Annotated in this window: 24 protein-coding genes; 20 read left to right on the top strand and 4 right to left on the bottom strand. The window is 71.7% G+C overall.

Going from position 1 to position 21578, the window contains the following annotated elements:
- Nucleotides 1-84: 84 nt before the first annotated feature.
- The 5 genes from pgsA to DI005_RS24445 are packed head-to-tail and all read left to right on the top strand — an operon-like array spanning nt 85 to nt 4256.
- On the top strand, nt 85-693 hold the full coding sequence (gene pgsA / locus DI005_RS24465) for a phosphatidylinositol phosphate synthase (protein ID WP_112274615.1): 609 nt from the start codon (nt 85-87) through the stop codon (nt 691-693).
- Complete coding sequence (locus DI005_RS24460; RefSeq protein WP_112274613.1) at nt 690-1586, top strand: phosphatidylinositol mannoside acyltransferase; 897 nt, start codon at nt 690-692, stop codon at nt 1584-1586. The genes pgsA and DI005_RS24460 overlap by 4 nt, the downstream gene beginning before the upstream one ends.
- Before the next feature lie 4 nt (nt 1587-1590).
- On the top strand, nt 1591-2733 hold the full coding sequence (locus DI005_RS24455) for a glycosyltransferase family 4 protein (RefSeq protein WP_112274611.1): 1143 nt from the start codon (nt 1591-1593) through the stop codon (nt 2731-2733).
- Nucleotides 2730-3719 (top strand): NUDIX domain-containing protein, encoded by a 990-nt coding sequence (locus tag DI005_RS24450; protein WP_113643662.1) that lies wholly within the window; start codon nt 2730-2732, stop codon nt 3717-3719. The genes DI005_RS24455 and DI005_RS24450 overlap by 4 nt, the downstream gene beginning before the upstream one ends.
- Before the next feature lie 27 nt (nt 3720-3746).
- The gene (locus DI005_RS24445) at nt 3747-4256 is read left to right on the top strand and encodes an XdhC family protein (RefSeq protein WP_112274608.1); all 510 of its coding nucleotides are present in this window, start codon (nt 3747-3749) and stop codon (nt 4254-4256) included.
- Between the two features lie 103 nt (nt 4257-4359).
- Here the strand turns inward: DI005_RS24445 and DI005_RS24440 are convergent, their stop codons facing one another.
- Entirely contained in the window at nt 4360-6477 is a 2118-nt protein-coding gene (locus DI005_RS24440; protein WP_112274606.1) for an elongation factor G-like protein EF-G2, read from the bottom strand.
- Nucleotides 6478-6672: 195 nt separating this feature from the next.
- Between DI005_RS24440 and pdxS the strand changes: the two genes are divergently transcribed.
- Complete coding sequence (pdxS, locus tag DI005_RS24435) at nt 6673-7587, top strand: pyridoxal 5'-phosphate synthase lyase subunit PdxS (protein ID WP_112274604.1); 915 nt, start codon at nt 6673-6675, stop codon at nt 7585-7587.
- A gap of 96 nt (nt 7588-7683) precedes the next feature.
- Here pdxS and DI005_RS24430 read toward each other — a convergent pair whose 3' ends face one another.
- A complete protein-coding gene (locus DI005_RS24430; protein ID WP_112274602.1) occupies nt 7684-8340 on the bottom strand; it encodes a TetR/AcrR family transcriptional regulator in 657 nt (218 codons plus the stop codon).
- 59 nt (nt 8341-8399) lie between these two features.
- On the opposite strand from DI005_RS24430, the gene DI005_RS24425 reads away from it, so the two are divergent.
- Nucleotides 8400-9923, top strand: a complete 1524-nt coding sequence (locus DI005_RS24425) for an MFS transporter (protein WP_112274600.1) — start codon at nt 8400-8402, stop codon at nt 9921-9923.
- 1 nt (nt 9924) lies between these two features.
- On the opposite strand, the gene DI005_RS24420 is transcribed toward DI005_RS24425, so the two are convergent.
- Nucleotides 9925-10491, bottom strand: a complete 567-nt coding sequence (locus DI005_RS24420) for a helix-turn-helix domain-containing protein (RefSeq protein ID WP_113643661.1) — start codon at nt 10489-10491, stop codon at nt 9925-9927.
- A gap of 69 nt (nt 10492-10560) precedes the next feature.
- Here DI005_RS24420 and DI005_RS24415 point away from each other — a divergent pair, with 69 nt between their 5' ends.
- The 4 genes from DI005_RS24415 to DI005_RS24405 are packed head-to-tail and all read left to right on the top strand — an operon-like array spanning nt 10561 to nt 13032.
- Complete coding sequence (locus DI005_RS24415) at nt 10561-11268, top strand: AzlC family ABC transporter permease (protein WP_199543185.1); 708 nt, start codon at nt 10561-10563, stop codon at nt 11266-11268.
- Nucleotides 11268-11588, top strand: coding sequence for an AzlD domain-containing protein (locus DI005_RS38725; protein ID WP_369973618.1), 321 nt, complete (start codon nt 11268-11270; stop codon nt 11586-11588). The genes DI005_RS24415 and DI005_RS38725 overlap by 1 nt, the downstream gene beginning before the upstream one ends.
- A gap of 60 nt (nt 11589-11648) precedes the next feature.
- Nucleotides 11649-12269: a pyridoxal 5'-phosphate synthase glutaminase subunit PdxT gene (gene pdxT / locus DI005_RS24410; protein ID WP_112274596.1), complete on the top strand. Its 621-nt coding sequence runs from the start codon at nt 11649-11651 to the stop codon at nt 12267-12269.
- Between the two features lie 13 nt (nt 12270-12282).
- Nucleotides 12283-13032, top strand: coding sequence for a YebC/PmpR family DNA-binding transcriptional regulator (locus DI005_RS24405; RefSeq protein WP_112274594.1), 750 nt, complete (start codon nt 12283-12285; stop codon nt 13030-13032).
- 6 nt (nt 13033-13038) lie between these two features.
- On the opposite strand, the gene DI005_RS38315 is transcribed toward DI005_RS24405, so the two are convergent.
- Complete coding sequence (locus tag DI005_RS38315) at nt 13039-13212, bottom strand: hypothetical protein (protein WP_158303188.1); 174 nt, start codon at nt 13210-13212, stop codon at nt 13039-13041.
- Nucleotides 13213-13359: 147 nt separating this feature from the next.
- On the opposite strand from DI005_RS38315, the gene DI005_RS24400 reads away from it, so the two are divergent.
- The 9 genes from DI005_RS24400 (at nt 13360) to DI005_RS24360 (ending at nt 21432) form a co-directional block, all read left to right on the top strand.
- Entirely contained in the window at nt 13360-13884 is a 525-nt protein-coding gene (locus DI005_RS24400) for a DUF4262 domain-containing protein (RefSeq protein WP_112274592.1), read from the top strand.
- A gap of 147 nt (nt 13885-14031) precedes the next feature.
- Nucleotides 14032-14940 carry an endonuclease/exonuclease/phosphatase family protein gene (locus DI005_RS24395; protein WP_113643660.1) on the top strand — a complete coding sequence of 303 codons (909 nt, stop codon included), beginning with the start codon at nt 14032-14034 and terminating at the stop codon, nt 14938-14940.
- An 82-nt stretch (nt 14941-15022) separates the two neighbouring features.
- Nucleotides 15023-15622 carry a crossover junction endodeoxyribonuclease RuvC gene (gene ruvC / locus DI005_RS24390; RefSeq protein ID WP_113643659.1) on the top strand — a complete coding sequence of 200 codons (600 nt, stop codon included), beginning with the start codon at nt 15023-15025 and terminating at the stop codon, nt 15620-15622.
- Entirely contained in the window at nt 15619-16218 is a 600-nt protein-coding gene (ruvA, locus tag DI005_RS24385) for a Holliday junction branch migration protein RuvA (protein ID WP_113643658.1), read from the top strand. The genes ruvC and ruvA overlap by 4 nt, the downstream gene beginning before the upstream one ends.
- 24 nt (nt 16219-16242) lie before the next feature.
- Nucleotides 16243-17298, top strand: coding sequence for a Holliday junction branch migration DNA helicase RuvB (gene ruvB, locus DI005_RS24380; protein WP_228714161.1), 1056 nt, complete (start codon nt 16243-16245; stop codon nt 17296-17298).
- Nucleotides 17299-17422: 124 nt separating this feature from the next.
- The gene (gene yajC / locus DI005_RS24375) at nt 17423-17827 is read left to right on the top strand and encodes a preprotein translocase subunit YajC (RefSeq protein WP_113643657.1); all 405 of its coding nucleotides are present in this window, start codon (nt 17423-17425) and stop codon (nt 17825-17827) included.
- Nucleotides 17828-18000: 173 nt separating this feature from the next.
- Nucleotides 18001-19695 carry a protein translocase subunit SecD gene (gene secD, locus DI005_RS24370; RefSeq protein ID WP_113643656.1) on the top strand — a complete coding sequence of 565 codons (1695 nt, stop codon included), beginning with the start codon at nt 18001-18003 and terminating at the stop codon, nt 19693-19695.
- On the top strand, nt 19667-20917 hold the full coding sequence (gene secF / locus DI005_RS24365) for a protein translocase subunit SecF (RefSeq protein WP_113643655.1): 1251 nt from the start codon (nt 19667-19669) through the stop codon (nt 20915-20917). Before secD ends, secF begins: the two co-directional genes overlap by 29 nt.
- Nucleotides 20914-21432: an adenine phosphoribosyltransferase gene (locus DI005_RS24360; protein WP_112274580.1), complete on the top strand. Its 519-nt coding sequence runs from the start codon at nt 20914-20916 to the stop codon at nt 21430-21432. The genes secF and DI005_RS24360 overlap by 4 nt, the downstream gene beginning before the upstream one ends.
- Nucleotides 21433-21578: the final 146 nt, after the last annotated feature.

The following is a 21578-nucleotide window of genomic DNA, read 5'->3' as shown; positions in this document are numbered from 1 at the left end:
GGCATCCGTGCAGGTCGGTTCGGTGCGGCTCGATAGGGTTTGCCTCGGCAACCAGACCACGCGCAACCTGCACCCGTAGGACCGATGCTCAACATCTTCGCTCGCGCTTCCGTTTCCCGCGTCACCGATCCGATCGGTGCTGCGCTGGTCAGGGCCGGCCTCACCCCGAACGCCATGACGCTGATCGGCACGGCGGGCGCCTTCGTCTGCGCCCTCGTCTTCTTCCCGCAGGGGATGCTACTGGCCGGCACGTTCACGGTCTGGGGCTTCGTGATGCTCGACCTGCTCGACGGCGCCATGGCCAGGGCCAAGGGCAGCACCCCGTTCGGCGCGGTGCTCGACGCCACGTGCGACCGGCTCGTCGACGGCGCGCTGTTCGCCGCCATCGCGTGGTGGGCCTTCGTCGTCGAGGGCAACCTGCGCGTCGCGGCCGCCGCGCTGATCTGCCTCGTGCTCGCGCAGGTGATCTCCTACGTCAAGGCGCGCGCGGAGGCGACGGGCCTCAAGGCCGACGGCGGGCTGGTGGAGCGTGCGGAACGGCTGATCATCGCGCTCGTGGGCACCGGCCTCCAAGGCCTCGGCCTGCCGTACTCGGTCGAGGTCTCGCAGTGGCTGCTCGCCGCGCTCTCGCTCGTCACGCTCCTGCAGCGGATCGCGGCGGTGTCGAAGAGCGCGAGGGAGGCCCGCTCGTGAGCGGCCTCGCGGGCAGGCTCGCCGACCTCGGCTACGCCGCGGGCTGGCGGTTCGTGCCGAAGCTTCCGGCCAAGCGGACGGCTTCGGTGTTCTCCTTCGCCGCCGACCTCGCCGCCCGCCGGGGCGGCAAGGGTGTACGGCAGCTGCGCAGCAACCTCGCCCGCGTGGTGCCGCAGGCCGACCAGGACGAGCTCGACGACCTCACGCGACGCGCGATGCGGTCCTACGCCCGGTACTGGCACGAGGCGTTCCGGCTGCCCTCGCTGGCTCCGAAGACCGTGCTCGAACACCTGGACATCTCGGGCACCGAGTACCTCGACGCGGCGCTCGCGGAGGGCAACGGCGCCGTGCTCGCGCTGCCGCACTGCGGCAACTGGGACGTGGCCGGGTTGTGGCTGGTGAACCACTTCGGCTCGTTCATCACCGTGGTGGAACGGCTCGAACCCGAGTCGCTCTACGACCGGTTCGTCGCCTTCCGCGAGTCGCTCGGGTTCGAGGTCGTGCCCTCCGACGGCAGCGTGTCGTTCCGGGCGCTGCTGCGCGGGCTGCGGGACAACAAGGTGGTGTGTCTCGTCGGGGACCGCGACCTGAGCAACTCGGGCCTGCCCGTGACGTTCTTCGGGGAGGAGGCCCGGTTCCCCGCCGGGCCCGCGCGCCTGGCGGCGAGCACGGGTGCGGCGCTGCTGCCGGTGGGTATCTGGTTCACCGACGGGGGCTGGTCGGTGCGCATCCACCCCCGGATCCGCGTGAACGCCCGCGACGAGATCCATCCCGCCACCCAGGCGCTCGCGGAGGTCTTCGCCGGGGACATCGCGGCGCATCCCACCGACTGGCACATGCTGCAGAAGTTCTGGGTGAGCGACCTGACCGAGCACGCACGCGTCGCGGGGTGAGCCCATGAAGGTCGGCATCGTCTGTCCGTACTCGTTCGACGTTCCCGGCGGCGTCCAGGGACACGTCGTGGACCTCGCCAAGGCGCTGATCGCGCGCGGGCACACGGTCTCGGTGCTCGCCCCCGCCGACGAGGACTCCGAAGTGCCACCGTTCGTGCACCCGGCGGGTCGTGCGCTCGGCATTCCGTACAACGGCTCGGTGGCACGGCTGCAGTTCGGGCCGGTGTCGTACGCGCGGGTACGGCGGTGGATCCGCGAGAACGACTTCGACGTGCTGCACCTGCACGAGCCCGCGGCGCCGAGCCTGTCGCTGCTGGCGCTCAAGGTCGCCGACGGGCCGATCGTGGCGACGTTCCACACGTCGACCCCGCGCTCGCGCACCCTTTCGGCGTTCCAGCCGGTGCTGCGCCCGCTGCTGGAGAAGGTCACGGCGCGCATCGCGGTCTCCGCGCTCGCCCGGCGGGTCCAGGTCGAGCACTCCGGCGGCGACGCCGTGGAGATCCCCAACGGTGTCGACGTGGGGTTCTTCGCCGACGCCGAGCCGCTGGAGGGCTACCCGCGCGCGGGCGGCACCATCGGATTCGTCGGCCGCTACACCGAACCGCGCAAGGGCATGGCGGTGTTGCTCGGCGCGCTCCGGCTGCTCGTGCCCGAGCTGCCGGGGCTGCGCCTGCTCGTGGTCGGCAGGGGCGACGCCGACACGCTGCGCCGCGAGGCGGGCCCCGAGCTCGCCCGGCGGATCGACGTGCTGGGACAGGTCGACGACGCCACCAAGGCGCGGGCTCTGCGAAGCGTCGACGTCTACTGCGCGCCCAACACCGGCGGCGAGAGCTTCGGCATGATCCTCACCGAGGCGATGGCAGCGGGAACCCCCGTGGTGGCCAGCGATCTCGACTCGTTCCGCCGGGTCCTCGACGACGGCCGCGCCGGGCTGCTCACGCCCACCGGTGATCCGGCCGGGCTCGCCGCCGCGTTGCGCGAGGTGCTCGCCGACGCCCAGCGGCGGGCCCGGCTCTCGGCGGCGGCCACCGAGCGCGTCGCGATGTTCGACTGGCAGACGGTGGTGAAGCAGGTGCTGCGGGTCTACGAGGCCGCGATCGCCGCCGACCCGCGCAAGGTCAGCACCGATCAGGAAGTGACCAGGTGAACACCCTCGTCGTGCTGCTCGCCGTGCTGGCCGTGCTCGTCGTGGCCGGTGGCCTGTTCCTCGTGGCGACCGCGAACCGGCTCGACCGGCTGCACGTGCGCATGGACGCGGGCTGGGCGGCGCTGGACGCCGCGCTCGCCCGCAGGGCCGTGGTCGCGAGGACCGTCGCGGCGAGCGTGCTGCCCGCCGGGCAGGCCGGGGTGCTGCGCGCGACCGCGGAGGGCGCCGAGTCGGCCCCGCGCCCGGAACGGGAGCTGGCCGAGAACGAGCTGACCCGGCAGCTGGCCGAGGTGGACCGTGGCCTGCTGCCCGCGCCGCTGGCCGACGAGCTGAGCGACGCCGAGCACCGCGTCGTGATCGCGCGCCGGGTCTACAACGACGCCGTGCGCGACACGCTCGCCCTGCGGCGGCGGCGGAAGGTGCGCTACTTCAAGCTCGCGGGGAAGGCGAAGCAGCCGGAGTACTTCGAGATCGCCGAGCCGGAACTGGACACGGCCGCGGCGCCGTCGACGCCCCGCACGTCGGCCAGGGTCGTGCTCGTCGACGGCCGGCGCCGCGTGCTGCTGTTCAACGGCCGCGATCCCGGAGAGGAGGGCTCGTCGTTCTGGTTCACCGTCGGCGGCGGGATCGAGGACGGCGAGGACCTGCGATCCGCGGCGGTCCGCGAGCTGAAGGAGGAGACCGGGCTCGACACGCCCGCCGAGCGGCTCGTGGGGCCCGTGTGGCGGCGGCGCGTCGAGTTCAGCTTCGCCGGGCGCCGCTACGACGGCACGGAGTGGTTCTTCCTCGCGAAGCTGGACGGCGACGTCGCCGTGGACACCTCCGGGTTCAACGAGGTCGAGGTGGCCACCATCGACGAGCACCGGTGGTGGAGCGCCGAGGAGCTGCGGGAGACCGCTGAGGTCGTCTACCCGGAGCAGCTCGGTGAGCTGCTGCCGTCGCTGCTGGACGCGGGCTGGGACGGGCGGCTGCGCTCGGTTCGCTGAGCGCGCGGGTGTGCCAGACTGGCCGGTATGGCGCAGACTCCGGAGTCCGATCCCGCCTGCGACGTCGCGCACGGCACGGCTGAGGGCGGTGCGGCCGAGCGGACGCTGGTGGCGGTGTTCGCCTCGCCCGTCGCCGCTTACCTGCTGCGCTACGGGCACGACCTCGGCTTCTCCACGGTGCTCGTGGAGCCGGACCCGGAGCGGGCGCGGACGGCCGGAGCCGTCACGTCGGTGCCGGAGCTCGACGAGACCGCCGACATCGTCGTCACCGACCACCACCGCGAGGAGCTCGGCGAGGTGCTGCGCGACGCGCTGGCGCAGCCGGCCAGGTGGATCGGCGTGCTCGGCAACCCTCGGCACGAGGGCCCGCACGTGGCCGCGCTCGAAGCGCTCGGCGTCCCGGCGGCCGACATCGCGCGCGTGCACCGCCCGGTCGGCCTCAACATCGGCTCCCGCACACCGGCGGAGATCGCGATCGCGACCCTGGCCGGCCTGCTCGCCGATCGCAACGGCCGCCCCGGCGGCTTCGAGTTCTGAGCGCCCTGGGCCCCAAGGGCACTGTGGTTCGCGCACACCAACTGCCCCCAAGGCCACCTTTGGTGCGTTCAACGCACCAAAGGTGGCCTTGGGGACCGGTGGGTCAGCGGGTGGCGAGGCTTTCGGGCATGGGGTCGTAGCGGACGTGGCGGCGGGTGAAGCTCGCCGTTCCCGAGGTCATCGACCGCAGGTCGATGGCGTAGCGCAGCAGCTCCGTCGCCGGCACCTCGGCGCGGATCACGCTCCGGCCGTCGCCGGCCGACTCGGTGCCGAGCACCCGGCCCCGCCGCGACGACAGGTCGCCGAGAACGGTTCCCAGGTGGTCGTCGGGGAGCTGGACGAGCACCTCGTCGAGCGGTTCGAGCAGCACCACGCTCGTCTTCGCCGCCGCGTCCTTCAGCGCGAGCGCGCCCGCCGTCTGGAACGCCGCGTCGGAGGAGTCCACGCTGTGCGCCTTGCCGTCGAAGAGCGTCACCCGCACGTCCACGACGGGGTGGTCGTCGACGAGCCCCTTGCGCAGCTGCGCCCGCACGCCCTTCTCCACGCTCGGGATGAACTGGTGCGGCACGGCCCCGCCGACCACCTTGTCGACGAACTCGAATCCCGCCCCGCGCGGCAGCGGCTCGACCTCGATGTCGCACACCGCGTACTGGCCGTGCCCTCCGGACTGCTTGACGTGCCTGCCGTGGCCGCTCGCCTTGCCGGCGAACGTGGAGCGCAGGCTGATCCGCACCGGCTCGGTCTCCACCTCGGCGCCGCCCGCGCGCAGGCGCGACAGCACCACGTCGGCGTGCGCCTCGCCCATGCACCACAGCACCAGCTGGTTGGTCTCCGGGTTGCGTTCCATGCGCAGGGTCGGGTCACCGGCCACGAGCCGCGACAGGTTGCGGGCCAGCGCGTCCTCGTCGCTGCGGGTCTTGGCCACGACGGCGACCGGCAGCAGCGGCTCCGGCATCGTCCACGGCCGCATCAGCAGGGGGTCGTCCGGATAGGACACCGTATCGCCGGTCTCCGCCGAGCCGATCTTGGTGAGGGCGCACAGATCGCCCGCCACGCAGTAGGGAACCTCCCGCAGGTGAGCGCCCAGTGGCGAGTAGAGGTGCGCCACACGCTCGTCGGCGTCGTGGTCGGCGTGCCCACGCTCGGCGAGGCCGTGGCCGGACACGTGCACCGGCCGTTCCGGCCGCAGCGTCCCGGAGAACACGCGCACGAGCGAGACCCTGCCGACGTAGGAGTCCACCGCCGTCCGCACGACCTCGGCGGCGAGCGGGCCGCTCGGGTCGGGGGAGAGGCGGGGGTGCGGCACCCCGTCGGGAGAGGTCACGTCGGGCAGGTCGTGCTCGAGCGGTGACGGGAACGCGCGGGCGATGCCGTCGAGCACCTCGGCCAGGCCGACGCCGGTCTCGGAGCACACGGGGATGACCGGGTGGAACGAGCCGCGCGCGACCGCGGTCTCGAGATCGGCGACAAGCGTGTCCTCGGCGATCGGCTCACCCGCGAGGTAGCGGTCCATGAGGGTCTCGTCCTCGCTCTCGGCGATGATCCCCTCGATCAGCTCGTTGCGGGCGTCGGTGAGCCGCTCCAGGTCGGCGGGGTCCGGCTCGCCGATGGCGGGCGGGTAGCCGTTCGAGTAGTCGAAGAACCGCTGGGTGATGAGGCCGATCAAGCCCTGCTTGCCGCCGCCCGCGGGCAGGTACAGCGGAAGGACGCCGGAGCCGAAGGCGTCCTGGCACGCCGCGATCTCGGCCTCGACGTCGGCTCGCGCGTGGTCGAGCCGGGAGACGATCACGGCACGCGGCATGCCCACCTGGGCGCATTCCTCCCAGAGCGCCACGGTCGCCGGGTCGACACCCTCGCCCGCGCTCACGACGAAAAGGGCCGCGTCGGCGGCGCGCAGCCCCGCGCGCAGTTCGCCGACGAAGTCCGCGTAGCCGGGGGTGTCGATGAGGTTGATCTTGATGTCGCCGTAGACCACCGGGGCGACCGAGAGGCCCACCGAGCGCTGCTGTCGCACGGCGGCGGGGTCGTGGTCGCAGACCGTGGTGCCCTCCACGACGGATCCGGCGCGGTTCACCGTCCCGGATGCGACGAGCAGGGCCTCGGTGAGGGTGGTCTTGCCGGAGCCGGAGGGTCCGACCAGCACCACGTTGCGTACCTTGCCGGGATCGTCCACAGCGACCGCGGCCCCAGCGTCACCGTTCTTCGTTTGCTTCTCGGCCATCGCGGGTCTCCTTGCGCCGACGTCGGTGTCGAGGTGTGCCCTCGATCACACACCCGTTGCGGACGCCCGGCAAGGCCATGCGGCGACCGGGGGAAAGTGGCCTGCCGAGATAGCCGCCTACTGGCACCTTTCAGCGGTCCACGTCGAACGTACGCTGGAGCCGTAACCCCCTTTGTGTCCTGAAAGGCTCCCTCAGTGTCTGACGCCCAGTCCACCAGCTCCGCCCTGCCCGAGACCGGCACCGCGCGCGTGAAGCGCGGCATGGCCGAGATGCTCAAGGGCGGTGTGATCATGGATGTCGTCACCCCCGAGCAGGCGAAGATCGCCGAGGACGCCGGCGCCGTCGCGGTGATGGCGCTGGAGCGCGTGCCCGCCGACATCCGCGCCCAGGGCGGCGTCGCCAGGATGAGCGACCCCGACCTGATCGACGGCATCATCTCCGCCGTCTCCATTCCCGTGATGGCCAAGGCGCGCATCGGCCACTTCGTCGAGGCGCAGGTGCTGCAATCCCTCGGCGTCGACTACGTCGACGAGTCCGAGGTGCTGACCCCCGCGGACTACGCCAACCACATCGACAAGTGGGCGTTCACGGTGCCGTTCGTCTGCGGCGCGACCAACCTCGGCGAGGCCCTGCGCCGGATCAACGAGGGCGCGGCGATGATCCGGTCCAAGGGCGAGGCGGGCACGGGCGACGTCTCCAACGCCACCACGCACATGCGCAAGATCCGCGCGGAGCTGCGCAAGCTCACCGCGCTGCCGGAGGACGAGCTCTACGTCGCGGCCAAGGAGCTGCAGGCGCCGTACGAGCTGGTCAAGGAGGTCGCGGCCACCGGCAAGCTGCCGGTCGTGCTGTTCACCGCCGGTGGCATCGCCACGCCGGCCGACGCCGCGATGATGATGCAGTTGGGCGCCGAGGGCGTCTTCGTCGGCTCCGGCATCTTCAAGTCCGGCGACCCGGCCAAGCGGGCCGAGGCGATCGTGAAGGCGACGACGTTCCACGACGACCCGGACGTGCTCGCGAAGGTCTCGCGCGGCCTCGGTGAGGCCATGGTCGGCATCAACGTCGACGACGTGCCCGAGCCGCACCGGCTCGCCGAGCGCGGCTGGTAACCCCTTCGCTCCCGGGCGCGACTGCAGTGAAGGCCACCTTGCCTGCGTTCAACGCAGGCAAGGTGGCCTTCACTGCTAGGCGGGGTAGGTGGGTCACTACGGGTGGAGCTGGTGTATCTCCGGCTCGCCCTGCAGCTGCCTGCTGTGCTCGACCAGGCGGGGGTAGTCGGTCGCGATGCCCTGCAGCAGGGTCTCCACCGCTCGCTCGATCTCGGCGTCGCTCGTGGCGGCGTGCCCGAACAGGGCGCGGTAGTGCACGAGTGAGCCGAGCAGGTCGAGGGTCAGGCCGAGGTCGAGGTCGGCGCGCAGGTCGCCACGGGCGATCGCGCGGGTGAGCGTCTGCTCCACCGCCGCACGGGGCGGGGCGAACAGCATGGTCATGAAGTCGCCCCGCAGGCCAGGGTCCGCCGTGCAGTCGGCCAGCAGCGGGCCGAGCACGCCGGGTGGCATGCGGTCGAAGGCGGCGACGAACACGCTGATGCACTCCGCGAGGTCGCACAGGGTGCAATCGCTGTCCGGGACCGCGACCTCGCCGAGCCGCCGCGCGAGCGCCGCCAGGACGAGGTGCTGGCGGGTCGGCCAGCGCCGGTAGATCGCGGGCTTCGTGGTGCCGGCCCTGCGTGCGACCTCCTCCAGCGTGAAGCGCGTGTAGCCGGAGGCGTCGAGGACGGCGAGGGTCGTGTCGAGCACGGCGGCGTCGATCTGCGAGTTCCGCGGCCGCCCCGCCCGCGCCGGTTCGCGAGGGGATTGCATGGCAGACATCCTACCCGATACATTACGAGCCGTATCGTAATGAAAAGGGGGTCACAGTCATGACCACGGACATCACGGCGCCGCGAAGAGCGGGCCGTCGCGAATGGGCAGGTCTCGCCGTGCTCGGCCTGCCCACGCTGTTGCTCTCGATCGACAACTCGGTGCTGTTCCTCGCGCTGCCGCAGCTGAGCGCCCACCTCGGGCCGTCGCCGAACCAGGAGCTGTGGATCATGGACAGCTACGGGTTCCTCATCGCCGGGCTCCTGGTCACCATGGGCGGGCTCGGGGACCGCATCGGCAGGCGCAGGCTGCTGCTCATCGGCGCCGCCGCGTTCGGGGCCGCGTCGGTGGTGGCCGCCTACTCGGTCAGTGCGGAGATGCTCATCGCGGCCAGGGTGTTGCTCGGCATCGCGGCGGCCACGCTCATGCCGACGTCGCTCGGACTGATCACCATGATGTTCCCGGCCGGAAAACAGCGCGGGCTCGCGATCGGCGTGTTCATCAGCTGTTTCATGGGCGGCGCCGCGCTCGGTCCCGTGGTCGGCGGCGTCCTGCTGGAGGCGTTCTGGTGGGGCTCGGTGTTCCTCATCGGCGTGCCGGTGATGCTCCTGCTGCTGGTGGCGGGACCGCTGGTGCTGCCGGCTCACCGCGGCAGCGGGTCGGGCGGGCTCGACCTGCCGAGCGTGGCCCTGTCGCTGGCCGCCGTGCTGCCCGTCGTCTACGGGCTCAAGGAGCTCGCCGGCGACGGTCCGTCGTGGCGCGCGCTGCTCGCCGTTCTCGTCGGCGTCACGGCCGGGGTCGCGTTCGTCCGCAGGCAGCGCGGGCTCGCCGACCCGCTGCTGGACCTCCGGCTGTTCGGGAACAGGGCGTTCAGCATCGCGCTGGGGATCCTGCTCTGCGGGATGATCATGCAGGGCGGTGTGTACCTGGTCGTCGGCCAGTACCTGCAGCTGGTCGAGGGGCTCTCGCCGCTGGAGGCCGGGCTGTGGTTGGTCACGCCCGCCGTCGCGATCGTCGCGGGTTCACTGCTGGCTCCGGTGCTGGCCCGCCGGTTCAGCCCGTCGGCCGTGATCGGTACCGGGATGGTGATCTCGGCGGCGGGCTGGCTCGTGCTGGCCACGGCGGGCTCCGGAACGGGGCTGACGCTGCTCGTCGTCGGCCTGGTCGTCGGGTTCCTCGGTTGCTCGCCCATCGGCGCGCTCGGCACGGAGCTGGTCGTCGGCTCTGCCCCGCCGGAGCGGGCGGGCTCGGCGTCGTCGGTGTCGGAGACCAGCGGGGAGCTGGGCATCGCCCTGGGGATCGCGACGCTGGGCAGCCTGCTGGGGATCGTCTACCGGGGGCAGGTCGCCGGGGCGCTCCCGGCCGGGCTGCCCTCGGAGGCCGTCGAGGCCGCCGAGGGAACACTGGCCGGGGCCGTTACCGCGGCGCGGGAGCTGCCGCCAGGGCAAGCCGCCGACGTGCTCGACGTGGCGCGGACGGCGTTCACCTCGGGTCTCGGCGCCGTGGCCGTGGCCGCAGCGGTGCTCTCGGCCTGCCTCGCCGTGCTCGCGGTGACGATGCTGCGCGGCCTGAGGCAGGCGTGACTCAGATGTGTTCGGAGACGAGCACGGCGGCCGTGTCGGGTTCGAGCGCCTCGAACACGTGCGGCAGGTCGCCGGGGTAGCTGATGTAGTCGCCGGGGCCGAGCTCGACGGGTTCCTCCAGCAGCCCGACGAGCGCGCGGCCCCGGCTCAGGACCACGTGCTCGACCACGCCGGGCATGTGCGGGTCGGACTCCCGCGGTTTGCCCGGCTGGGCGACGATCTGGAACACGTCGCGGCGGGCGTTGGGCGGGCACGCGCTGAGCATCGTCGCCACGTAGTCGGCGCGCTCGGCCTGGAACGTCGGGCCCTCGCCCGCCCGGATCAGCTGCACCTTCGGCCGGGTCGGTTCCACCAGCTGCGCGAACGGCACGTCGAGCGCCACGCTCAGCGCCCACAGTGTCTCGACGCTCGGGTTGCCGGTGCCCGCCTCGAGCTGGGAGAGCGTCGACTTGGCGATGCCCGCCCTGCGCGCGACCTCGGCCAACGACAGCCCGGTGCGGCGGCGCTCGCGTTGCAGTGACGCCGCGATCACCGCGAGTGGTGCTCCGTTCTCCCTGCTCTCCGGCATGTCGTTCGCTCCATGAGTCGAGTCGTTCGCCTTGACGAACGGCAGTGGTCTCGTTCAGTATAGAAGGCGATGCGTTCGATATGGCGAACCCTGGACCGCGGACTCGCGCGCGACATCGCGCTGGTCTGCCTCGCCGACGCGGTCGTCGGTGTCTCCTTCGGTGCGATCACGGTGAGCTCCGGCCTGCCGCTGTGGCTGCCGATGCTGCTGTCGCTCGTCGTCTTCGCGGGCGCGGCGCAGTTCATGTTCGTCGGGCTCGTCGCCTCAGGCGGCAACCCGATCGCGGCCGTGGTCGCCGGGCTGCTGGTCAACGCCAGGCACCTGCCGTTCGGCTTCGCGGTCGGCGACGTGCTCGGCGACCGCTGGGCCAGGCGGATCGTCGGCAGCCACCTGATGATCGACGAGACCGTGGCCTTCGCGCTGGCGCAGCGCGACGCCGAGCGCCGCAGGGCGGCGTACTGGGCGTGCGGTGTCGGGCTGTTCGTCTGCTGGAACGTCGGTGTGGTGCTCGGCGCGTTCGGCGGCACGGTGGTGACCGACACCGACGCCTTCGGTCTCGACGCCGCGTTCCCCGCCGTACTGCTCGCGCTCGTGCTGCCCTCCCTCAAGGACCCGGCGACCCGCAGGGCCGCGCTGGCCGGAGTGGTGATCGCGCTGGCGACGGCGCCGTTCCTGCCCGGGGGTGTGCCGGTGCTGCTCGCGCTCGCCGGGGTGCTCGTGAGCTTCGTCGGCAAGCAGGCCGAGCCCGCCGAGAAGGCGAAGGAGGCGGCGTCGTGATCTCCGCGGCCACGCTCATCGTCGCCGCCGTCGTGCTGGGGGCGGGGACCTTCGCGTTCCGCTTCGCCGGGCCGGTGCTCAGGGCCAGGGTCGAGCTGTCCCCTCGCGTCGAGAAGCTCATGGCCGTCGCCGCGGTGACCCTCCTCGCCGCGCTGGTCGCGACGGCGGCGCTGCTCGACGGCCACGAGTTCGTCGGCTTCGCCCGGCCTGCCGGGGTCGCGGTCGGCGGGCTGCTGGCGTGGCGCAAAGCGCCGTTCGTGGTGGTGGTGCTCGCCGCGGCCGCCACGGCCGCGATCCTACGGCTGCTCGGGGTGCCCTGACGGGAAGCCAGCCTCCGCACAGTAGGCTTGACCAGGGAGTTCCTGGAAAGGTGCTGTTGCGTGACGACGAAGCGACCGGTGATCGGAGTGCTCGCCCTGCAGGGCGACGTGCGCGAGCACGCCGCGATGCTGGAACGGGCGGGAGCGACCGCGCTGCCCGTGCGCAGGCCGCGCGAGCTCGCCGAGGTCGACGGCCTGGTGCTGCCCGGCGGCGAGTCCACCACCATGTCGCGCCTGCTGGACACGTTCGAGCTGCTGGAGCCGCTGCGCGGCAGGCTGGCCGACGGCATGCCCGCGTTCGGTTCGTGCGCCGGCATGATCCTGCTGGCGAGGCAGGCACTCGACGGCCGCGAGGACCAGCACCAGCTCGACGCGCTCGACATCGTCGTACGGCGCAACGCGTTCGGCCGCCAGGTGGACTCGTTCGAGGGCGACCTCGACTTCACCGGTGTCGAGGGCGGCTCGCTGCACGCCGTCTTCATCCGCGCCCCGTGGGTCGAGAAGACCGGCGACGGGGTCGAGGTGCTCGCCAGGATCCCGCACACCAGGGACGCCGGGGCGGCTGCGGATAGGATCGTCGCGGTCCGCCAGGGGACGGTGCTCGCCACCGCGTTCCACCCGGAGCTGACGGGGGACGAGCGCGTGCACCGGCTGTTCGTGGGCATCGTGCAGGAGAAGTGATTTTGGAGGAGAGATGAGCGGCCACTCCAAGTGGGCCACCACCAAGCACAAGAAGGCCGCCCTCGACGCCAAGCGTGGCAAGCTGTTCGCGAGACTGATCAAGAACATCGAGGTCGCCGCGCGGACCGGCGGGGGCGACCCGGACGGCAACCCGACGCTGTACGACGCCATCCAGAAGGCGAAGAAGAACTCCGTCCCCCAGGACAACATCGAGCGCGCGCGCAAGCGCGGCGCCGGTGAGGAGGCCGGTGGCGCCGACTGGCAGAACATCACGTACGAGGGCTACGGCCCCAACGGCGTCGCGGTGCTGATCGAGTGCCTCACCGACAACAAGAACCGCGCAGCCTCCGAGGTGCGCACCGCGCTGACCCGCAACGGCGGCTCGCTCGCCGACCCGGGTTCGGTCGCGTACCTGTTCAACCGCAAGGGCGTCGTGCTCATGCCGAAGGGCGAGCTCTCCGAGGACGACGTGCTCATGGCCGTGCTCGACGCGGGCGCGGAGGAGGTCAACGACCTCGGCGAGAGCTTCGAGATCGTCTCCGAGGCGAGTGACCTCGTCGGCGTGCGGTCCGCGCTGCAGGAGGCCGGGTACGACTACGAGTCGGCGGAGGCCAACTTCCTGCCATCGGTCAACGTGCCGCTGGACGCCGAGGGCGCCAAGAAGGTCTTCCGGCTCATCGACGCGCTCGAGGACTGCGACGACGTGCAGAACGTCTACGCGAACTTCGACGTTTCCGACGAGGTGATGGCCGAGGTCGGCTGACGCCCGTCAGCGCGGGCAAGAGGAGCAGCCGCCGGAGAACACCGTGTAGGCGAGCAGGCGCTGCTCCGTCGAGGTGAGCCGCTCTCCGGTCATGAGCTTGAGCTCGGCGGCAAGGATCTGGTCCTGCAGGTCCTCGTCGCCGCCCTGTGGCGGCGGGGACTTCAGCGTGGGGTCGGTCATGGGGACTTCCGGGTTTCGGGTGCGGATCGGCCGATGGTAGGCGCCGTCGGCCGCCGGAGCCTAGGAATTGTGTCACGTCCGGCGGTCCGGGATTCCCGCCCGGGTCTCCGTTGACCCCTTGGGGGTTTCGCGAGGACGTGGGGCACAATGGCCGCCGTGACGCCCGAAACCGTTGCCGACGACAACGCCCAGGAACTGCGTGAGTGGATCGTCGCGCAAGCGGAGAAACGCGGCAACGCCGTGATCACCGTGGCCGCGGACGGAAATGGGGCGGGCTACGCCTTCACCGTGTGCGCGTGGGCGATGCACGAGGTGCCGGAGGCGGTGGTCGTCGGGTTGCCCGCGGAGTTCGCGTCCGTGCTTCTCGACGCCTACGTCGACCGCGCGGCCGCGGGTGAGAAGTTCGAGTTCGGCAAGCTGTACAACGATTTCTTCGAGGGCGTGCCGGTGACCTTCGAGCAGGTCGCGCCGGGGCACTACCCCGAGTTCTTCGGCAGCGCGTTCCTCGTCTACCCCGACGGCGACTTCCCCGCCGTGCAGATCATCGTGCCGACGCCCGCGGGTCACTGGCCGTGGCAGGAAAGCGCGCCGGAGGGGTTCGCCGCGTGGCAGCCCGTGCTGACGATGACCGGCAGGCCGGAGAGCTGGACGCCGGGCGTCGACGGACCGTGACCGTCCACATCGGATAGTCAAGGGCTGGAGTTCGGCCCCCGTTCTCCTCGTGCTCGCCTGCGCGCCGGGTGCCGCTCATGATCAGCCACGAAAGTCCTCCCGGGCACCGTGCCCGCAGGTGAGGAGGATGTCGTGGAACAGAGCGGAATGTCGAGACGTGGTGCGCTCGGGCTGGCCGGCGTGGTGGGCGCGGCGGGCCTCGTTTTCGCCTCGGGGACGGCGAACGCGGCCGGCCAGGGCAAGGCCGTGATCGGGGAGGCCAAGGGCGCGGACCTGCACGTGATGTCGTTCAACATCCGGCTGGACACCAACGCCGCGCCCGGCACGCCGGACTCGTGGACCGACCGGCGCCCGGTGCTGGCGCGCTTCCTCGACGTGGAACGACCGACCGTGCTCGGCGTCCAGGAGGCGCTGTACCACCAGGTGAAGCAGGTGAGTGCCGATCTTCCCGGGCACTACGACTGGATCGGGCTCGGCCGCGAGGGCGGCGGCCGCGGCGAGTTCATGGCGATCTACTACGACGCCCGCAGGCTCGAACCGCTCGACCTGGACCACTTCTGGCTCTCCGACACGCCGAACGTGATCGGCTCGAAGTCGTGGGGCAACAACGTGATCAGGATGGTCACGTGGGTGCGCTTCGCCGATCGCCGAACCGGCACCGAGTTCGTCCACGTCAACACACACTTCGACCACCAGTCCGAGCCCTCGCGCCAGCGCAGCGCCGCCCTCGTGCGCGACCGGATCGCCGGTTTCGACCCCGCGCTGCCCGTGGTGCTCACCGGTGACTTCAACACCCCGGCGCCCGGCTCCGAGTCGTACCGTCTCCTCGTCACCGACGGCGGGCTCACCGACACGTGGCTGGCGGGCAGGCAGCTGACGCCGGAGTGGGGCACGTTCCCGAACTACCGGGACCCGGTGCTCGGTGCGAACCGCATCGACTGGGTGCTCGCCAACTCCCGCGTCGACGTGCTCGCCGCCGCGATCAACACGTTCCGCCTTCGGGGCCGGTACCCGTCCGACCACACGCCCGTGCAGGCGCTCGTGCGCTGCTCCTGACCCGGCGCGCCTCGTCCTCCCCTCGCCGCGCAGCGGGTAGCCTTCGTGCTCGAACTGGTGTTCGTGGCGAGAGGGAGGCCCGTTGCGCGTGCTCGGTGTCGACCCCGGGCTGACCCGATGCGGGCTCGGTGTCGTGGACGGCGGCCTCGGCCGCACGGTCACCTGTGTGGCCGTCGATGTCGTGCGCACGCCGCCCGACGCCGACCTCGCGGGCAGGCTGCTCCAGGTCTCCGACGCCGTCGAGGAGTGGCTCGACACCTACCGGCCCGAGGCCGTCGCCGTCGAGCGGGTGTTCAGCCAGCACAACGTGCGGACGGTGATGGGCACCGCGCAGGCGGGCGGGGTCGTTGCGCTCAGCGCGGCGCGCAGGGGCCTTCCGGTCGTCTTCCACACGCCCAGTGAGGTCAAGGCGGCCGTCACCGGCTCGGGCCGGGCGGACAAGGCGCAGGTCACCGGCATGGTGACCCGGCTGCTCAAGCTCGCGCAGGCGCCGAGCCCCGCCGACGCCGCCGACGCGCTCGCGCTCGCCATCTGCCACCTGTGGCGGGAGCCGATGCGGGCGCGGCTGGCCGAGGCGGAGGCGCGGGCGGCGCAGCTCGCCAGGACCCATCGCGCGCGGCTGGCCGCCGCGGCGAAGCAGAAGCCCGGTCAGGGCGGGAACACGCTGGGAGCGAAGCGATGATCTCCTCGGTGCGCGGCGAGGTGCTCTCCGTCGGGCTCGACCACGTGGTGGTGGAGGTGGGCGGGGTCGGCCTCGCCGTGCAGGCCACGCCCTCCACGCTCGCGACCCTGCGCAGGGGCGAGGAGACGCGGCTGTTCACCTCGCTCGTGGTGCGGGAGGACTCGCTGACCCTCTTCGGGTTCGCCGACGCCGAGGCGCGCGAGCTGTTCGGCCTGCTCCAGACCGTCTCGGGCATCGGCCCCCGGCTCGCGCTCGCCGCGCTGGCGGTGCTCGACCCCGACAAGCTCCGCAGCGCGCTGGCCGAGGGCAACATCACCGTGCTCACGCAGGTTCCGGGCATCGGACGCAAGGGCGCCGAACGGCTCACCCTGGAGCTGCGGGACAAGGTGCTCGCCGCGGAGCCCTCCGGTGCGGCCGCGGGCGGCGGCACGGCGGCGAGCGCCGTGCGCACCGAGGTCGTGGAGGCGCTCGTGGGGCTGGGCTTTGCCGCCAAGCAGGCCGAGCAGGCGGTGGACAAGGTCGTCGCGGCCGACGCGGGGGCCGACACCTCCAGCGTGCTGCGGGCCGCGCTCACCACCCTCGGCCGGAAGCGCTGACCCGGCACCATGGACGATGGCCACATGACCGACTTCGAGCCCGACGAAGCGGCGCTGTCGGCGTTGCCCCAGACCGGCGAGCGCGAGGTCGAGACGGCGCTGCGGCCCCGCAAGCTCGCCGACTTCGTGGGCCAGCCGCGCGTGCGCGAGCAGCTCAGCCTGGTGCTGGAAAGCGCACGCAGGCGGGGCGTCCCGCCCGACCACGTGCTGCTCTCGGGCCCGCCGGGGCTCGGCAAGACGAGCATGGCGATGATCATCGCGGCCGAGCTCGACGCGTCGATCCGCATCACGTCGGGCCCGGCGCTGGAGCGCGCGGGCGACCTCGCGGCGATGCTCTCCAACCTCGCCGAGGGCGACGTGCTGTTCATCGACGAGATCCACCGCATCGCGCGGCCCGCCGAGGAGATGCTCTACCTCGCGATGGAGGACTTCCGCGTGGACGTGGTGGTCGGCAAGGGGCCGGGCGCCACGAGCATCCCGCTGGAGATCGCGCCGTTCACGCTGGTCGGCGCCACGACGCGATCCGGGGCGCTGACGGGTCCGCTGCGCGACCGGTTCGGGTTCACCGGCCAGATGGAGTTCTACTCGCCGGAGGAGCTGGAGCAGGTGGTGCAGCGCTCGGCCGACCTGCTCGGCATCTCCGTCGACCCACACGGCCGTGCCGAGATCGCCCGGCGGTCGCGCGGCACCCCGCGGATCGCCAACCGGCTGCTGCGCCGGGTCCGGGACTACGCGGAGGTGCGGGCCGACGGCACCGGCACGCTCGAGGTGGTCAGGGCGGCGCTGGAGGTCTACGACGTCGACGAGCTCGGGCTCGACCGGCTCGACCGTGCCGTGCTCGCCGCCCTCGTGCGGTCCTTCGGCGGCGGCCCGGTCGGGGTGTCGACCCTCGCGGTGGCCGTGGGGGAGGAGCCGTCGACGGTCGAAGAGGTGTGTGAGCCCTATCTCGTGCGCGCGGGTATGCTCGCGCGCACCCCGCGTGGTCGCGTCGCTACCGCGGCGGCGTGGGAGCACCTCGGGCTGCAGGCTCCGGCCGAGGTCGCCGGGGTTGACGCGGCAGCGCCGACCCTGTTCGACTGAGAATGCACGAGGTGTGCGTGCTGGGCGGTGCTGGCATTCCCGGCGGTACCTGGCACACTCGACAGGGCACATTCAGACAAACTCGGACGTTTCGCTTCCGGCGGCGTCCTCCGAATGGAGAACCATGGAAGGCCTTTTCCTGCCGCTGCTGCTGATGCTCGTCGTCGCGATTCCCCTGATCATGGGTACGCGCAAGCAGAAGCGGATGATGGCGCAGCAGCAGGAGCTGCAGAACAGCCTGGCCCCCGGTGACCGCGTGATGACCACCTCCGGTCTGTACGCGACCGTGGCCGACACCAGCGACGAGACCACGATCGACCTCGAGATCGCCGACGGCGTGGTGACCACCTGGTTGCGGCAGGCAGTGCGGGAGAAGATCAACCCGGTCGTCGACGACGAGTCGGCCTCCGACGAGGAGGGCGACACGTCGGTCGCTGAGGAATCCACGGTCGCCGAGGCCGACGAGAAGGAGACCGAGGCCGCCAAGGGCCCGCAGGTCGCCCCGCCGCTCGAGCACGGCAAGAAGTAGCGGTCCACCCCGTCCGCGCCGGCGCGCCACGCTCCGGCGTGGGGCGAACACGGCGTTCACGCAGCACCGAGTACTGTCTCGGTGCTGCGTGTGTTCGCTGTCTCACGAAGGCGGCGGGCGTGTGCGGTGCGACCCGTTAGCCGCTGTACCCAGTTCGAGGAGACCGACCGACCGTGGCACCACCGGCCGGGCAGATCCGCCCGGGACGCTACCTGAGCTTTTTCGTCCTGATCGTCGTCGCGCTGTACGCGCTGGTGTTCCTCACCGGTGACCGGCAGCCGACGCCGAAGCTGGGCATCGACCTGCAGGGCGGAACACGGGTCACCCTGACCGCGCGCACCCCGGACGGCTCCGAGCCGTCGCGGGAGCAGCTGGAGCAGGCGCGGCAGATCATCGAGACCCGCGTGAACGGGATCGGTGTGAGCGGTGCCGAGGTGCTCCTCGACGGCAACAACGTCGTCATCACCGTGCCCGGCGACGAGGGCGAGCAGGCCAAGACCCTCGGCCGGACGGCGAAGCTGGGCTTCCGCCAGGTCATCTACGCGGAGCCGGCCGGCGCCGCCCCGCAGCAGCAGCCCGGCACCGGGCAGGCTCCCGAGTCCTCGGCGCCGCCGACGGGCGAGCCGTCCCAGCCGCCCGCCGACGGCGGCGGCAGCGCGCCGCAGGCGGCGCAGCAGCAGGACGACGACCAGACTCCGGAGGAGAAGGCCGCCGCCGAGATCCAGGAGGCGAGGCAGGCCAGGCAGAACCAGGCGCTGCTGCCCGCCAACCCGAACGACCAGGCCGCCGTCGCCGCCGCGCAACAGCTCCAGGCGCAGACACTCGCGCAGCTGCAGTGCAGGCCCGGTTCGGCCGACCCCCTCGTCGGCAACGACGACCCGAGGCTGCCGCTCGCCACGTGCAACGAGGACGGCACCGAGAAGTACGTGCTGGGTCCGGTGTTCCTGGAGGGCACCGAGATCGAGGACGCCACGTCCGGCTACAACCAGCAGCGCGGTGGCTGGGTCGTGAACCTGACCTTCAAGAGCGGTGGCGCCGACACCTGGGCCGACTTCACCTCCGCCAACGTCAACCAGCGCGCCGCGTTCGTGCTCGACACCAAGGTCGTGTCGGCGCCGAACATCACCGAGGCGATTCCCAACGGCCAGACGGAGATCAACGGCCAGTTCACGCAGCAGGAGGCCAAGAACCTGGCCGACGTGCTGAAGTACGGCTCGCTGCCGCTGTCGTTCTCGTCCTCGGACGCGACGACCGTGTCGGCGACGCTGGGCCTCGCCTCGCTGGAGGCAGGGTTGATCGCGGGAGCGATCGGTATCGCGCTGGTGTTCATCTACTGCCTGCTCTACTACCGCATACTCGGTGTGCTGACCGTGCTGTCGCTGGTGCTGTCGGCCGCGATCGTCTACGCGGTGCTGGTGCTGCTCGGCCGCTGGGTCGGGTTCACCCTGGACCTCGCGGGCGTCGCCGGGTTCATCATCGCGATCGGTGTCACGGCCGACTCCTTCGTCGTCTACTTCGAACGGCTCAAGGACGAGATGCGGGAGGGCAGGACGTTCCGCTCCGCGGTGCCGAGAGGGTGGCTGCGGGCGAGGCGCACGATCCTCGCCTCCGACGCGATCATGTTCCTGGCCGCGGGCGTGCTCTACGCGCTGGCGGTCGGCGAGGTGAAGGGCTTCGCCTTCACCCTGGGCATGTCGACGGTGCTGGACCTGATCGTCGTCTTCCTCGTGACCCATCCGCTCGTGGCGCTCATCGCCAAGTCGAAGACGCTGTCGAGCCCGAAGCTCTCGGGACTGGGCGCCGTGCAGAAACTCGGGGCCAAACGCAGGTCCACCAGCCATGTCGGCGCGACCGCGAAGGAGGCGTGACGTGGCCGAGAAGGACCGCAAGGAGTCCGTGTTCACCCGCCTCTACACGGGGACCGGCGCGTTCGACATCGTCGGGCACCGCAAGCGGTGGTTCGTCGCCTTCGGGATCCTGGTGCTGGTGTGCATCGGCTCGATGGGCATCAAGGGCTTCAACCTCGGCATCGAGTTCGAGGGTGGCACGCAGATCCAGCTGCCGGCCCAGGGCGCGCAGGGCCCCATCGACCCCGACGAGGCGAAACAGGTCTTCTCGGGCGCGATCGGCGAGAACGCCTCCGAGGCCCAGCAGGTCGGCGTCGGCGAGGCGGCCACCATCCAGCTGCGGTCCAGCACGCTCGACGCCAACGAGGTCGCCCAGGTCAAGCAGGCGCTCTTCAACGAGCTGCAGCCGCTGGACTCCAGCGGGCAGCCGAGCCAGACCGTCATCAGCGACAGCGCGGTCAGCGCGTCGTGGGGCGGGGAGATCTCACGGCAGGCGCTGATCGCGCTCGGCGTGTTCATCGTGCTGGTGACGATCTTCCTGATCCTCTACTTCGAGAAGTGGATGGCGGCGGCGGCGCTCGTCGCGCTCATCCACGACATCGTGGTCACCGCGGGCGTCTACTCGCTGGTGGGCTTCGAGGTGACGCCCGCGACCGTGATCGGTCTGCTGACGATCCTCGGCTTCTCGCTGTACGACACGGTGGTGGTGTTCGACAAGGTCAAGGAGAACACGCGCGGCCTGCTGAACCTCACCAGGCGCACGTACCCCGAGGCCGCCAACCTCGCGCTGAACCAGACGCTGATGCGCTCGATCAACACGTCGGTCATCGCGCTGCTGCCGGTGCTCGGCCTGCTGATCGTCGGCTACGTCCTGCTGGGCGCCGGCACGCTGCAGGACCTCGCGCTCGTGCAGCTGACCGGCATGCTCGCCGGCGTGCTGTCGTCCGTGCTGCTGGCGACACCGCTGCTGGTTTTCCTCAAGATGCGGGACCCGAAGTACCAGCAGCAGGCCGAGCGCGTCCACGCCCGCAGGGCGAACCAGGCCCGCAAGGCGACCGAGCGCGAGCCGGACGAGGACTTCGACCCCGCCGACGACGAGGCACTGGCCACCGAGCTGCGCCGCGAGGAGGCGTACGCGGCGGCGGCCAGCGTCCCGGCGAGGCATCCCAAGGCGGCGCAGAAGCGCCAGCAGCAGCGTTCGGGCAGGCCCACCGGTAAGCCGACGGGCAAGCGCAGGCGATGAAGCTCGACGAGGCACTGGATCTCGTCGCGGAGGTGCCTGACTTCCCCGAGCCGGGGGTGCTTTTCCGTGACCTGACCCCGCTGTTCGGCAGCGCGGCCGGTTTCGCCGCGGTGGTCGACGCGCTCGGCGAGGTCATCGGCGACCGAGTGGACCGGCTGGCCGCGGTGGAGGCACGGGGCTTCGTGCTGGCCGCCGCGGTCGGCTACGCGCGCGGGCTCGGCGTGGCGCTGGTGCGCAAGCCGGGCAAGCTGCCGTCCGTGGCGGGCCGGGTCGACTACGCGCTGGAGTACGGCACGGCCACCCTGGAGCTGCCCGCCGGGTCCGTGGCCGGGGACGAGCGGGTGGCCGTCGTCGACGACGTGCTCGCCACCGGCGGCACAGCCGCCGCCACGGCCGAGCTGATCAGGGGCGCGGGGGCCGAGCCGACCGGCGTCGCCGTGGTGCTGGAGCTGGCGGCCCTCGGCGGCAGGGCGAGGCTGGCGGGCCTGCCGGTGCACGCGCTGCGGACGCTCTAGGAGTGTGCTGAACAACCCCGCCCGTAGCGAGCGGCGATCCAGACGGCGGCCTCGCAGGGCGGAGGGAAGCCCTCGTACCGGGTCGTACTCGGGCTTTCCGGCAACGCGGCGAGGCGCCGTCTGGGCGTCGCGCAGTAGGGCAGCGG

Source organism: Prauserella sp. PE36 (assembly GCF_003311655.1).
GTDB lineage: Bacteria > Actinomycetota > Actinomycetes > Mycobacteriales > Pseudonocardiaceae > Prauserella_A > Prauserella_A endophytica.
This window is presented reverse-complemented; position numbering and strand designations above follow the sequence as displayed.

Excerpts from the sequence above, each read along its gene's own strand:
- DI005_RS24445 (WP_112274608.1), top strand. The coding sequence starts at position 3,747 with ATGGCGCAGACTCCGGAGTCCGATCCCGCCTGCGACGTCGCGCACGGC.
- secF (WP_113643655.1), top strand. The coding sequence starts at position 19,667 with ATGTCGGCGCGACCGCGAAGGAGGCGTGACGTGGCCGAGAAGGACCGC.
- ruvB (WP_228714161.1), top strand. The coding sequence starts at position 16,243 with ATGACCGACTTCGAGCCCGACGAAGCGGCGCTGTCGGCGTTGCCCCAG.
- ruvA (WP_113643658.1), top strand. The coding sequence starts at position 15,619 with ATGATCTCCTCGGTGCGCGGCGAGGTGCTCTCCGTCGGGCTCGACCAC.
- DI005_RS24400 (WP_112274592.1), top strand. The coding sequence starts at position 13,360 with ATGGCCGCCGTGACGCCCGAAACCGTTGCCGACGACAACGCCCAGGAA.
- DI005_RS24425 (WP_112274600.1), top strand. The coding sequence starts at position 8,400 with ATGACCACGGACATCACGGCGCCGCGAAGAGCGGGCCGTCGCGAATGG.
- DI005_RS24360 (WP_112274580.1), top strand. The coding sequence starts at position 20,914 with ATGAAGCTCGACGAGGCACTGGATCTCGTCGCGGAGGTGCCTGACTTC.
- DI005_RS24405 (WP_112274594.1), top strand. The coding sequence starts at position 12,283 with ATGAGCGGCCACTCCAAGTGGGCCACCACCAAGCACAAGAAGGCCGCC.
- DI005_RS24420 (WP_113643661.1), bottom strand. The coding sequence starts at position 10,491 with ATGCCGGAGAGCAGGGAGAACGGAGCACCACTCGCGGTGATCGCGGCG.
- DI005_RS24395 (WP_113643660.1), top strand. The coding sequence starts at position 14,032 with ATGTCGAGACGTGGTGCGCTCGGGCTGGCCGGCGTGGTGGGCGCGGCG.
- DI005_RS24455 (WP_112274611.1), top strand. The coding sequence starts at position 1,591 with ATGAAGGTCGGCATCGTCTGTCCGTACTCGTTCGACGTTCCCGGCGGC.
- DI005_RS24430 (WP_112274602.1), bottom strand. The coding sequence starts at position 8,340 with ATGCAATCCCCTCGCGAACCGGCGCGGGCGGGGCGGCCGCGGAACTCG.
- yajC (WP_113643657.1), top strand. The coding sequence starts at position 17,423 with ATGGAAGGCCTTTTCCTGCCGCTGCTGCTGATGCTCGTCGTCGCGATT.
- DI005_RS24440 (WP_112274606.1), bottom strand. The coding sequence starts at position 6,477 with ATGGCCGAGAAGCAAACGAAGAACGGTGACGCTGGGGCCGCGGTCGCT.
- DI005_RS24415 (WP_199543185.1), top strand. The coding sequence starts at position 10,561 with ATGCGTTCGATATGGCGAACCCTGGACCGCGGACTCGCGCGCGACATC.
- DI005_RS38315 (WP_158303188.1), bottom strand. The coding sequence starts at position 13,212 with ATGACCGACCCCACGCTGAAGTCCCCGCCGCCACAGGGCGGCGACGAG.
- pgsA (WP_112274615.1), top strand. The coding sequence starts at position 85 with ATGCTCAACATCTTCGCTCGCGCTTCCGTTTCCCGCGTCACCGATCCG.